The following is an 11,387-nucleotide window of genomic DNA, read 5'->3' as shown; positions in this document are numbered from 1 at the left end:
CCCATCTCACCAGACGGGGCGGACACTCAGTCGGCGAAGTCCCACGCGGCGTTCTTCATGTCGACCCGGCCGTTGCGCACGGGCGTGCTCTCCTCGAGCCAGTGCACCTGCGCCTCGGGCATCAGGGGCGGCGCCATCGCTCCGTCGGCGCGGACGACCCGCCACCACGGCACGGCGTGCCCTTCCATCGCCATGACCCGGCCGACGTAGCGCGGACCATAACCGGCGGCGAGGTGCTCGGCGATCGCGCCGTACGACACGGCGCGGCCCAGCGGGATCCGCTCCACGAGGTCGAGCACGCGCTCGACGAACTCACGATCCATGAGGCTTTCCTACGCGCTGAGCCTGACGTTTCTGTTGGTGCGGCACGGCGTGTCGCAACAGAAACGTCAGGCTCAGCGGGAACGGAGGTCAGTACGAGGGCTGGCTCGGGTCGATCTGGTTGACCCACGCCACGACACCGCCACCCACGTGCACGGAGTCCTTGTAGCCCGCACCCTTGAGCACCGCGAGCGCCTCGGCCGAACGTACGCCGGACTTGCAGTGCAGGACGATCTGCTTGTCGTCGGGCAGCTGCTCCAGCGCGTTGCCGTTGAGGAACTCGCCCTTGGGGATCAGGATCGAGCCGGGGATCTTGTTGATCTCGTACTCATTGGGCTCGCGTACGTCGACCAGCACGAAGTCGCGCCCGCCGTCGTTGCGCTCCTTGAGCCAGCCGTCGAGCGTCGTCACCGAGATCGTCGAGTCGGCCGCCGCGTCGGCGGCTTCCTCGCTGATCGCGCCGCAGAACGCCTCGTAGTCATCCATCAGACCCGTGATCGGCACGCCCGTGGGATCGCGCCGGATGTTGAGGGTCGAGTAGCGCATCTCGAGCGCGTCATAGACCATCAGCCGGCCGATCAGCGGGTCGCCGATGCCGGTGATGAGCTTGATCGCCTCGGTGACCATGATCGAGCCGATCGACGCGCACAGCACGCCCAGCACGCCACCCTCGGCGCACGACGGGACCATGCCCGGCGGCGGCGGCTCGGGATAGAGATCGCGGTACTGCGGCCCCTCCTGCGCCCAGAACACCGACACCTGGCCCTCGAACCGGTAGATCGAGCCCCAGACGTACGGCTTGCCGAGCAGCACGGCCGCGTCGTTGACGAGGTAGCGCGTCGCGAAGTTGTCGGTGCCGTCGACGATCAGGTCGTACTGGCTGAAGATGTCGAGCACGTTGTCGGTGTCGAGCCGCACGTGGTGCTTGATGACCGTGACGTACGGGTTGATTTCGGCGACCGATTCCGCGGCCGAGTCGACCTTGGGCTTGTCGATGTCGGACTGCCCATGGATGACCTGGCGCTGCAGGTTGGACTCGTCCACGACGTCGTCGTCGATGATGCCGAGCGTGCCGACACCTGCCGCCGCGAGGTAGAGCAACGCGGGGCTGCCGAGCCCGCCGGCGCCGATGACGAGCACCTTGGCGTTCTTGAGCCGCTTCTGGCCCGTCATCCCGACGTCGGGGATGATCAGGTGCCGGCTGTAGCGGCGTACCTCGTCGATGGTCAGTTCGTCGGCGGGTTCCACGAGTGGGGCGACCACGGGTTCTCCTCTGTGCAAGCTGAGCTGCAAACGGTTCTGGCGGCATAACACCGCACGTACGTTCCATTGTTCCCCGTACGGCCAACGGCCCCGGCGGGCGTCCGGATGCCGGGCATCACCCACTAGGCTGGGCCCGTGACCGAAACCACCCCGCTGCGTCCGCGCACGAGCCGCCTGCCGCGCACCGCGCGTCGCGCTCAGCTGCTCGAGGTCGCGCTCGAGGTGTTCGTCGAGCAGGGCTACCACTCCGCGTCGATGGACGAGATCGCCGAGCGTGCGGGCGTCTCCAAGCCCGTGCTCTACCAGCACTTCCCCGGCAAGCTCGACCTCTACCTCGCGCTGCTCGAGACCTCGTGCGACACCGTGATCGACGGCGTCAAGACCGCCCTCGCGTCGACGACCGACAACCGCAAGCGCGTCCGGGCCACGATGGAGCTCTGGTACGACTACGTCGCCGACCAGGGTGCCGCGTTCCGACTGGTGTTCGAGTCCGACCTCACGAGCGATCCGTCCGTACGCGAGCAGATCGATCGCGTCATCGAGGAGTCGGCCTCCGCGATCGCCGAGGTCATCCGCGAGGACACCGGCCTGCCCGTCGCCTCGTCACACCTGCTCGCCGTCAGCCTCGTCGGCATGGGCCACGTCGGCGCCCGCAACTGGCTGTCGCAGGACTCGACCCTGACCCGCAGCGAAGCCGTCCAGCTCGTCGCCGGCCTCGCCTGGCGCGGCATCGGCGCATTCCCCCGCAACGAAGATGACATCAAAGGAGATGAGTGACCGTGGAGGTCAAGATCGGCGTGCAGCACGCCGCCCGTGAGCTGTCAGTGGCAACCGAGTCGGCGCCCGATGCCGTGCTCAAGGCGCTCGACACCGCCCTCAAGGACGACACCGTGTTCACCCTGACCGACGACAAGGGTCGTACGGTCGCAGTCCCGGCCAGCAAGGTCGCCTACCTCGACTTCACCTCGGACCTCGGCCGCAAGGTCGGCTTCGGCCTCGCCGCGAGCGAAGCCGTCACCGCCGCCTCCAAGTAGGTCGCGCGATGGCCGAGCCGGTCGACACCCGGGAGATCGCCGTCAGCGGCGATCCCGCCCAGGCGCGGGCATCGGTCGTGCAGGCGCTGGAGAGCCGTGGGTTCTCCGTCACCTGGCACGACGAGTGGTCCGGCACCGCCGAGAAGGGCAGCAAGGGCAAGCAGCTCCTGCTCGGTGGCTTCGCGCCACACCTGCAGGCCGGCCTGGCCTTGCACGCGATCGACGCGGGCACCGTCGTCCGGTTGACCCGCCCTTCAGTCGGCGTGTCCGGCGGCCTCATGGGCCGCGCCAAGGCGGTCAAGCAGTTCAACGGAGTCGTCGACGACGTCGTGGCGGCGTTCCGCCAGTCCGGCGTCCTGCTCGAGGGCTAGCCGTGTCGGACGACGCCGTCGAGTACCTCCTGCCCCCGTCGCGGGTGGACGGCACGATCGAGCTGTCCCCGTACGACCCGCAGTGGCCCGCGACGTTCGAGACCCTGGCGACCGGCATTCGTACGGCATTGGGCCCGGTCGCCACGGCGGTCGAGCACGTCGGCTCGACCTCGGTCCCTGGGCTGCCGGCCAAGCCGATCATCGACATCAACCTGCTCGTCGTGGACAGCGCCGACGAGCCCGCGTACGTCCCGGCGCTCGAGGGCATCGGCTACGTCCTCCACCTCCGCGAGCGCGGCTGGCACCAGCACCGGCTGCTGCGGCTGGCCGAGCCGCGGGTCAACCTGCACGTCTTCACGACCGGCTCTCCTGAGCACGACCGGATGATCACGTTCCGCGACCGCCTCCGCACGGATCCGGAGTCGTTCGAGCGCTATCTCGCCACCAAGCAACGCCTGGCCGCGCAGCACTGGGAGCGCGTGCAGGACTACGCCGACGAGAAGTCGTCGGTCGTCGAGCAGATCCTGTCGGATTCCCAGGGGTCCCGTTCGTCGTCCTGATGTACGACGATGAATCCGACCCAAGGAGCAGGCATGAAGTACATGATGTTGATCGTCAGCGATCCCGACGCCGCCGACCGGCCGTCCGACCCGGCCGTCGACCCGGTCGAGGACTGGGTGGCCAAGCACGACGGTAGCGGCAAGCGGCTGGACGGCCAGCGACTGCGCCCGCCCGAGTCCGCCACGACGATCCGCCGCCGTGGCGGTGAGCTCCTGATCACCGACGGGCCGTTCACCGAGACGCGCGAATGGATCGCCGGATTCGACATCCTCGAGTGCGACGACCTCGACGAGGCCATCGCGATCGCGTCGACCCACCCCATGTCCGCGGCCGGGACCATCGAGGTCCGGCCGTTCTGGCCGTACGAAGGCTGACGTGAGCGAGGGCGCGGCGGACGAGGTCGCTCGCGCGCTCGCCGATGCCCTGGCGGAGCAGCGGCTGCGCATCGTCGCGTCCCTCATCCGTACGACCGGAGACTGGGACCTCGCCGAGGACGTGGTGTCCGACGCAGCAGAACGTGCCCTGCTCACCTGGCCGCGCGACGGCGTACCCGCCAATCCGGCCGCGTGGCTCACCGCCACGGCGCGGCGACGGGCCATCGACGTGCTGCGGCGCGCCCAGGTCGAGCGGGGCAAGCTCGCCGAGGTGGCCGTCATCGAAGAGCTGAGCGACGACTACACCGATCCGTCACCGATGGGCGACGACCGGCTCCGGCTGGTGTTCACGTGCTGCCACCCCGCGCTCGCGCTCGAGGCGCGGGTCGCGCTGACGCTGAAGGTCGTGTCGGGGCTGTCGACCGAGGCGATCGGCCGGGCGTTCCTCACGTCGGAGGCCACGATGGGGCAGCGGCTCCTGCGGGCGAAGAACAAGATCACGCACGCCGGGATCCCCTATCGCGTGCCGACCGACGACTTGGCCGAGCGCGTCGACGGCGTCCTGGCCGTGGTCTATCTCGTGTTCACCGAGGGCTACGCGACGAGCGCGCGTTCGCTCGCGGACGAGGCGATCCGGCTCGGCCGCCTCCTTGTCATGCTGTTGCCCGACTCCGACGAGACGCGGGCGTTGCTCGCGCTGATGCTGTTGCAGCACGCGCGACGCGATGCGCGCGAGGTCGATGGTGAGCGGGTGACGCTCGAGCACCAGGACCGGTCGCGATGGCACCGCGACGAGATCGACGAGGGTGCGGCCCTGCTCCGGCACCGCTGGACCGTGCGCGGTCCCTATGGCGTACAGGCCGACATTGCCGCTGCACATGCCACCGCGCCGTCGGCGGCGGAGACCGACTGGCCCGCGATCGTCGCCCTGTACGACGAGCTGCTCGACATCGCTCCCTCGCCGGTGATCGCGCTCAACCGAGCGGTCGCCGTCGGGATGAGCGACGGTGCCCTGGCCGGCCTCGCCGCGCTCGAGTCCGCCGCCGAGGACTCCCGGCTCGCCGGTCACTACCTCGTCGCAGCCGCTCGCGGTGACCTGCTCAGCCGGGCGGGGCTGCACGAGGAGGCGCTGATCGCCCTCGAGCAGGCGATCGAGCTCGCGCCGACCGAGCAGGAACGCCGTCAGCTCGAGCAACGCGCCGCGGAGCTGCGGGGTTCCTGAGCTCCGGGCGGTGACGTGGTCGCCCTTCCCGCCACGGCGCGGTGACTGAATCGCCCTTCCGGCCGCCTGATGGGCGACCAGGTCACCGCCCAACCGCCTGATGGGCGACCAGGTCACCGCTCGACGGTCAGGCGGCCAGGCCGAGCTTCTCCATGCGGGCGGCGTGGGCCTCGGTGAGGCGGGTGAACATACGACCGATGCCGGCCAGGTCCATGCCGGGATGATCGACACCGCCGACCAGCACGGTGCTCAGCGCGTCGCGCTCGGCGACGACGGTCTGCGCCTGGCTGAGCGCTTCGCCCATGAGCCGCCGCCCCCACAGGGCCAGGCGGCCGCCGACCCGCGGATCCTTCTCGATCGCACCGCGTACGGCGTCGACGACGAAGTCCGAGTGCCCCGTGCCGCTCAGCGTGTCCAGCACGAGCGAGCGAGTCTCCGGGTCGAGATAGGCGGCGATCTCGCGGTAGAAGTCGGCCGCCAGGCCATCACCGACGTACGCCTTGACGAGTCCCTCGAGCCAGTCCGACGGCGCGGTCTGCCGGTGGAACCGCTCGAAGATCGGCGCGAACTCCTGCATCGTCTCGTACGGATCCTCGTCGAGCTGGACGAGCCGGTCGCGCAGCTTCTCGAAGTGCCCGAACTCGGCCGTCGCCATCGCCGCGATCTCGACCTTGGTCTTGAGGTCCGGCGCCATCTTGGCGTCCTCGGCGAGGCGCTCGCACGCGCTGATCTCGCCGTACGCGAGGATGCCGAGCAGCTCGATCACGCCCGTGCGGTAGACCGGATCGTCCAACGTCGAGGGCGGCGGAACGTTCTTGGAAGCCATGCCCCGCAGCGTAGCGGGAAGGCCGGCGTCGCCAGACGATAGACTGGACCCAGAAATCCCACGAGTCTCAAGAATTCGAGAAGACCCTGACTACGTTCAAAGATCTGGGCGTCATGCCCGAGATCGCCGACGCACTGAGTGACGTCGGCATCCAAGAAGCTTTCCCGATCCAGGAGATGACGCTCGGCGTCGCCCTCATGGGCACCGATCTGATCGGCCAGGCGCGCACCGGCACCGGCAAGACGCTGGCGTTCGGCATCCCCGTCATCCAGCGCACGGTAGCGCCCCACGACGCCGACTACGACCAGGTCGTCGCCGGCAAGCCGCAGGCCCTCATCGTCGCTCCGACGCGCGAGCTCGCGATCCAGGTCGCCAGCGACATCGAGATCGCGTCCAAGAAGCGCGGCACCCGCAACCTGACGATCTACGGTGGCGTCCCCTACGAGTCGCAGCTCGATGCGCTCAAGGCCGGCGTCGACATCGTCGTCGGTACGCCCGGCCGTCTCCTCGACCTGGCGAACCGTGGCGCGCTCGACCTGTCGCACGTCAAGTCGCTCGTCCTCGACGAGGCCGACGAGATGCTCGACCTGGGCTTCCTGCCCGACGTCGAGTCGCTGCTGGCCAAGACCCCCGAGACCCGCCAGACGATGCTGTTCTCGGCGACCATGCCGGGCGCGATCGTCGGGCTGGCCCGCAAGCACATGCGCCACCCCATGAACATCCGTGCCGAGTCCGGCGAGGACACCCAGATGGTGCCGGCGACGGCGCAGTTCGTCTGGCAGGCGCACGAGATGGACAAGGCCGAGATCGTCGGCCGCATCCTGCAGGCCGACGACGTCGGCAAGGTCCTCGTCTTCACCCGCACCAAGCGCACCGCGCAGCGGGTCGCCGACGAGCTGATCGACCGCGGCTTCCCCGCCTCGCCGCTGCACGGCGACATGGCGCAGCCGGCCCGCGAGAAGGCGCTGACCCGATTCCGCGAGGGCAAGATCAACATCCTCGTCGCGACCGACGTGGCCGCCCGCGGCATCGACGTCGCCGGCATCACGCACGTCATCAACTACAACTGCCCCGAGGACGACAAGACGTACGTGCACCGCATCGGTCGCACGGGCCGCGCCGGCGCCTCGGGCATCGCCGTGACGTTCGTCGACTGGGCCGACATCACGCGCTGGAAGCTCATCAACTCCGCGCTGGGCCTGCCGTTCGACGAGCCGCAGGAGACCTACTCGACGTCGGACCACCTGTTCCACGACCTCGGCATCGATCGCAACGTCAAGGGCCGCATCAAGGACCCGTCGCCGCGTGAGCCCAAGAAGGACGACGGGCGCGGTGGCGGTGGTCGCGGTCGCAGCGGTGGAGACCGTGGCGGACGCAGCAGCGAGCGCAGCGGCGGCGACCGCGGTGGACGCGGCGGCGAGCAGAAGGCGCAGCAGTCCTCAGGCGGCGAGAAGAGCGACGGCGCACAGCGTCCCCGCCGCAACCGTAACCGCACGCGTTCGCGCGGCGGAGCCCCGGTCGCCAAGACGGACTGACGGGGTCACGCAGGCCCAACGACGCTCAGCCTTGGGCTTAGGCGGTGACGATGACCTTGGTGCCGACGGGGGCGAAGTCCCAGAGCGCGATCGCGTCGGGCAGCCATTGGCGTACGCAGCCGGCCGACAGCGGCGTGCCCAGCTGCGCCTTGGTCTGCTCGAGCTTGCCGGAGTTGTCCTTGGGCACCGAGTGGAAGCCGATCGGCTCGCTGTAGCCGGTCGCGAAGCGTACGAAGTACTCCATCGTGCCGCTGCCGTCGAACGCGCCGGCATGCCGCGACTTCGACTGCACCGTGTAGGACCCCGGCTGCAGGTTGTCGAAGCGACTGCCCGAGACGAGGTAGGTGCGCGCGACCTTGCTGCCGTCGTCGACGAGCCAGACCCGCTGATCGCTCTGGTCGAACACGATGCGCCGGCCCGAGCCGGAGCCGGCCGGGAGCTCGGGGACGGGCGCAACCTTCGTGACGCTCGCGGCGGCGGCTCGCCGCTTGGGTGCGGGCGTCGGGATGACGACGGTGTCGACCCGCGCCGTCTCGATCGACGCGGGCGCTGCTGCTGAGGTGTCGGCTGCTGCCCGGTCCGGCTTGAGCTGCGGCAGGATGCCGACGGCGGCTCCGCCGACGGCCATCGTGACCACGATCGCGAGTCCCAGCGCACCGACGCGTCCGCGACGACGAATCATCCGATGGGAGGCGCGGTGCTTGGACACGCTCCCATCCTAATCGGCACGACCCGAAGCCTCCGCAGACTTGCCAAACCCAAATTACTCTAGTTAGAGTATTCGGGTACGAGTACAACCCGAGGAGTGCCATGAAGCGACCAGCCAACGCCCTGTCCCTGGCGGTGCTGACGCTGCTCTTCGAGAAGCCCATGCACCCGTACGAGATGTCCTCGACCCTGCGCCAACGCAGCAAGGAGGAGAGCATCCGGCTCAACTACGGATCGCTCTACGCGGTCGTCGAGTCACTGCGCAAGAAGGGCCTGATCACGGCGCGCGAGACGCTGCGCGAAGGCAACCGCCCCGAGCGGACGGTGTACGAGCTGACCGACGACGGTGCCACGGCGATGCGGGAGTGGCTCAGCGAGATGCTGCGCGACCCGACGCCGCAGTTCACCGACTTCGAGGCCGCGCTGTCGCTGATGGGTGCGCTGCCGCCCGAGGAGGCGCTCGAGCTACTCAGGCTGCGGCTCCGGGCGCAGCGCCTGGCCAGCAACCAGTACGACGGCGTGCGCGCTCACGTGCCCGAGGGATTCCCCGCCCTGTTCCTCGTCGAGGGTGACTACTCCGAAGCACTGCGCCTCGCAGAGATCACGTTCGTCGAGAAGCTCGTCGACGACATCACGCACGACCGGCTCGGCGGCCTGGAGATGTGGCGCCGCATCCACGAGCTGCGCGCCGCCGGGCACTCCGGCGAGGAGGCCACCGCCAAGCTCATGGACGAGTTCGGGCACCTGCTCGGCATCGACCCCTAGAGATTTCAGTGATCCCCGGCCGACTGGCATCGACCGGGGATCGGAAACCGAGTCGCAAGCGACCCCGGCCCCAAGCACAGGGTAGCGAGCGTCTCTCACCCACAAGGAGACACTGTGAACACCCCTGCCCCATCCACCAAGCGCGCCATCGCGACGAGCGTCCTGATGTTCGCCGCCTTCATGGACCTGCTCGACGTCACGATCGTCAACGTGGCGCTCCCGGCGATCCGCTCCGACCTCGACGCCAGCCCCGCCCACCTCGAGTGGATCCTCGGCGGCTACACCTTGGCGTTCGCCGTGCTGCTGATCACCGGCGGCCGGCTCGGCGACATCTTCGGCCGCCAACGCGTCTTCGTCATCGGCGTCGCCGGCTTCACCCTCGCCTCGCTCGCGGCCTGCCTGTCGGGCAACGGCGACACCCTCGTCGCCGCCCGGGTCGTGCAGGGCGCCTTCGCCGCGATGATGGTGCCGCAGCTGCTGTCGACCGTGCAGGTCATGTACGCCCCCAAGGAGCGCGCCAACGTGTTCGGCATCGTCGGCGCCGTCTCGGGCACCGCAGCCGTGGTCGGTCCCCTGCTCGGCGGGTGGCTCATCACGCATGACGCCTTCGGTGTCGGCTGGCGCAGCATCTTCCTCATCAACATCCCGGTCGGCATCGTGCTGATCGTGCTGGCGCTGAAGTACGTCCCCAACACCGTGTCGGAGCGGGCGACCCGCCTCGACCTGCCCGGCTTCGCGCTCGCCACCATCGGGGTGTTCCTGCTGGTCTTCCCTCTGATCGAGGGTCGCGAGCAGGGCTGGCCGGCCTGGATCTGGGCGATGTTCGCCGGTGCTGCTGTCGTCCTGGCCGCGTTCGTCGCGAACCAGCGGCGTACTGAACGGCTCACGCAGTCGTCACTCCTGCCCATGCACCTGTTCGGCAACCGCGGATTCGCCGCCGGTCTCGTGACCCAGGCGGCCTGCTCGGCGGCCATGGCCGGCTTCGCCCTGACGCTCGTGATCTACGTCCAGAGCGGCCTCGGGTTCAGTGCCGTCCACGCCGGCCTGGTCCTGCTGCCGTTCAGCCTCGGCGCGTTCATCGGCGTCGGTATCTCGGCACCCCTGGGCCTCAAGCTCGGCAAGGTCGTGCTGTTCGCCGGTGCGATCCTCCAGGCCGTCGGCATCTGGTGGCTGGCCCGGATCGTGTCGGACCACGGCGCCGGATTCGGTGCCTGGGACGGCACCCCGCCCCTGCTGGCGGCCGGGATCGGCCTCGGCATGCTGGTCGTCCCGCTCATCGACATCGCCCTCGCGACGGTGTCGACCGATGATGCCGGCGCCGCGTCCGGGACCTACAGCACGTTCCAGCAGCTCGGCTCGGCGCTCGGCATCGCGATCGTGGGAGCAGTGTTCTTCCACGTCGTCGGCGACACGTTCACCGAGACCGGGCTGCGTGACGGGTTCGTCGAGGCGTCGTGGTGGGCCGCCGGTGGCTATCTGCTGTCGGCCGCCGCGACGCTGTTCCTGCCCGACCGCAACGCCGTGCAGCGGCACGCGCGCGAGCAGGCCGAGCTGCTCGAGACCGTGTGAGCGGTGCCGGGGCCTACTACTTCTTCTTGTTGCCGGCGAGCATGCCGGCGGCGACCTGGCGGTAGGCCTCGGCGCCCTTGTGCGTCCGGGCCGTGGCAAGCACCGAGCGGCCGATCGCGGGCGCCTCGGCGAAGCGGATCGTCTTGGGGATCGGCGGCGTCACGACCGGCAGCTCGTACGTCTCGCGGATCGCGGCGAGCACGTTCTGGGCGTGCTTGGTGCGGCCGTCGTACATCGTGGGCAGCACACCCATGATCTCCAGCGACGGGTTGATGAACTGGCGCACGTCGTGGATCGTGTCGAGCAGCTGGCCGACACCGCGGTGCGACAGCGTCTCGGCCTGCAGTGGGATCAGCACCTGCTGCGCGGCCGACAGCGCGCCCACCGTCAGGATGCCGAGCGTCGGCGGGCAGTCGATGAGGATCCAGTCGTAGTCGTCGGCGACCTTGTCGAGCGCGACCCGCAGCCGCTGCTCGCGGCCGGTGCGCCCGATGAGGCTCTCCTCGGCCTGGGTCAGCGTGATGTTGGCCGGCAGGAGGTGCATGCCGTCGTCGGTGATGACGATCGCGTCCTCGGCCTGCCGGGTGCCGAGCAGCACCTCCGCGACCGTGACCTCGAGGTCCTCGGGATCGATGCCGAGCGAGAACGTCAGGCTGCCCTGCGGATCGACGTCGACGAGCAGGACCCGCTGCTTGAGCTCGGTCAGCGCGGCGCCGAGCGACACGACCGTCGTGGTCTTGGCGACGCCACCCTTCTGGTTCGCCACTGCGATAGTCGTCGTCACGATCGCCATTGTGTCATCACGTCGCCTGACCTCGCCGTTCACGCGCTGAGGCGT

The 11,387-nt window shown here is 69.3% G+C and carries 14 protein-coding genes; 9 read left to right on the top strand and 5 right to left on the bottom strand.

Annotation, left to right across the window (positions count from 1 at the left end):
* Nucleotides 1-26 precede the first annotated feature (26 nt).
* Both ESP70_RS09485 and moeZ read right to left on the bottom strand, forming a co-directional pair.
* Nucleotides 27-323 (bottom strand): MGMT family protein, encoded by a 297-nt coding sequence (locus ESP70_RS09485; RefSeq protein ID WP_149689036.1) that lies wholly within the window; start codon nt 321-323, stop codon nt 27-29.
* Between the two features lie 88 nt (nt 324-411).
* Nucleotides 412-1,584, bottom strand: coding sequence for an adenylyltransferase/sulfurtransferase MoeZ (gene moeZ, locus ESP70_RS09480; protein ID WP_149689035.1), 1,173 nt, complete (start codon nt 1,582-1,584; stop codon nt 412-414).
* A 135-nt stretch (nt 1,585-1,719) separates the two neighbouring features.
* Here moeZ and ESP70_RS09475 point away from each other — a divergent pair, with 135 nt between their 5' ends.
* The 6 genes from ESP70_RS09475 to ESP70_RS09450 are packed head-to-tail and all read left to right on the top strand — an operon-like array spanning nt 1,720 to nt 5,146.
* On the top strand, nt 1,720-2,361 hold the full coding sequence (locus ESP70_RS09475) for a TetR/AcrR family transcriptional regulator (RefSeq protein ID WP_235503456.1): 642 nt from the start codon (nt 1,720-1,722) through the stop codon (nt 2,359-2,361).
* Nucleotides 2,358-2,618 (top strand): DUF3107 domain-containing protein, encoded by a 261-nt coding sequence (locus ESP70_RS09470; RefSeq protein WP_342780178.1) that lies wholly within the window; start codon nt 2,358-2,360, stop codon nt 2,616-2,618. Before ESP70_RS09475 ends, ESP70_RS09470 begins: the two co-directional genes overlap by 4 nt.
* A gap of 8 nt (nt 2,619-2,626) precedes the next feature.
* Nucleotides 2,627-2,989, top strand: coding sequence for a hypothetical protein (locus ESP70_RS09465; RefSeq protein ID WP_149689034.1), 363 nt, complete (start codon nt 2,627-2,629; stop codon nt 2,987-2,989).
* A 2-nt stretch (nt 2,990-2,991) separates the two neighbouring features.
* The gene (locus tag ESP70_RS09460; protein WP_149689033.1) at nt 2,992-3,549 is read left to right on the top strand and encodes a GrpB family protein; all 558 of its coding nucleotides are present in this window, start codon (nt 2,992-2,994) and stop codon (nt 3,547-3,549) included.
* Between the two features lie 33 nt (nt 3,550-3,582).
* A complete protein-coding gene (locus tag ESP70_RS09455; protein WP_149689032.1) occupies nt 3,583-3,924 on the top strand; it encodes a YciI family protein in 342 nt (113 codons plus the stop codon).
* Between the two features lies 1 nt (nt 3,925).
* Complete coding sequence (locus ESP70_RS09450; RefSeq protein ID WP_149689031.1) at nt 3,926-5,146, top strand: RNA polymerase sigma factor; 1,221 nt, start codon at nt 3,926-3,928, stop codon at nt 5,144-5,146.
* Nucleotides 5,147-5,273: 127 nt separating this feature from the next.
* Here the strand turns inward: ESP70_RS09450 and ESP70_RS09445 are convergent, their stop codons facing one another.
* On the bottom strand, nt 5,274-5,972 hold the full coding sequence (locus ESP70_RS09445; protein ID WP_149689030.1) for a ferritin-like fold-containing protein: 699 nt from the start codon (nt 5,970-5,972) through the stop codon (nt 5,274-5,276).
* Nucleotides 5,973-6,085: 113 nt separating this feature from the next.
* On the opposite strand from ESP70_RS09445, the gene ESP70_RS09440 reads away from it, so the two are divergent.
* A complete protein-coding gene (locus ESP70_RS09440) occupies nt 6,086-7,507 on the top strand; it encodes a DEAD/DEAH box helicase (RefSeq protein WP_149689029.1) in 1,422 nt (473 codons plus the stop codon).
* A gap of 37 nt (nt 7,508-7,544) precedes the next feature.
* Here ESP70_RS09440 and ESP70_RS09435 read toward each other — a convergent pair whose 3' ends face one another.
* Nucleotides 7,545-8,216 (bottom strand): L,D-transpeptidase, encoded by a 672-nt coding sequence (locus ESP70_RS09435; protein ID WP_149689028.1) that lies wholly within the window; start codon nt 8,214-8,216, stop codon nt 7,545-7,547.
* Between the two features lie 101 nt (nt 8,217-8,317).
* On the opposite strand from ESP70_RS09435, the gene ESP70_RS09430 reads away from it, so the two are divergent.
* Nucleotides 8,318-8,980, top strand: a complete 663-nt coding sequence (locus tag ESP70_RS09430; RefSeq protein WP_149689027.1) for a PadR family transcriptional regulator — start codon at nt 8,318-8,320, stop codon at nt 8,978-8,980.
* A 114-nt stretch (nt 8,981-9,094) separates the two neighbouring features.
* Nucleotides 9,095-10,549 (top strand): MFS transporter, encoded by a 1,455-nt coding sequence (locus ESP70_RS09425; RefSeq protein ID WP_223148677.1) that lies wholly within the window; start codon nt 9,095-9,097, stop codon nt 10,547-10,549.
* Nucleotides 10,550-10,565: 16 nt separating this feature from the next.
* Here the strand turns inward: ESP70_RS09425 and ESP70_RS09420 are convergent, their stop codons facing one another.
* The gene (locus tag ESP70_RS09420) at nt 10,566-11,342 is read right to left on the bottom strand and encodes a ParA family protein (RefSeq protein ID WP_149689026.1); all 777 of its coding nucleotides are present in this window, start codon (nt 11,340-11,342) and stop codon (nt 10,566-10,568) included.
* Between the last annotated feature and the right edge of the window lie 45 nt (nt 11,343-11,387).

Source organism: Aeromicrobium ginsengisoli (genome assembly GCF_004134905.2).
GTDB classification, from domain to species: domain Bacteria; phylum Actinomycetota; class Actinomycetes; order Propionibacteriales; family Nocardioidaceae; genus Aeromicrobium; species Aeromicrobium ginsengisoli.
Note: the sequence above shows the minus strand (reverse complement) of the source record. Positions and strands in the feature narration are given on the sequence as shown.

Bases quoted from the DNA above. Each gene is read 5' to 3' on its own strand.
- ESP70_RS09485 (WP_149689036.1), bottom strand. From the start codon at position 323: ATGGATCGTGAGTTCGTCGAGCGCGTGCTCGACCTCGTGGAGCGGATC.
- ESP70_RS09465 (WP_149689034.1), top strand. From the start codon at position 2,627: ATGGCCGAGCCGGTCGACACCCGGGAGATCGCCGTCAGCGGCGATCCC.
- ESP70_RS09455 (WP_149689032.1), top strand. From the start codon at position 3,583: ATGAAGTACATGATGTTGATCGTCAGCGATCCCGACGCCGCCGACCGG.
- ESP70_RS09445 (WP_149689030.1), bottom strand. From the start codon at position 5,972: ATGGCTTCCAAGAACGTTCCGCCGCCCTCGACGTTGGACGATCCGGTC.
- ESP70_RS09440 (WP_149689029.1), top strand. From the start codon at position 6,086: ATGCCCGAGATCGCCGACGCACTGAGTGACGTCGGCATCCAAGAAGCT.
- ESP70_RS09430 (WP_149689027.1), top strand. From the start codon at position 8,318: ATGAAGCGACCAGCCAACGCCCTGTCCCTGGCGGTGCTGACGCTGCTC.
- ESP70_RS09420 (WP_149689026.1), bottom strand. From the start codon at position 11,342: ATGGCGATCGTGACGACGACTATCGCAGTGGCGAACCAGAAGGGTGGC.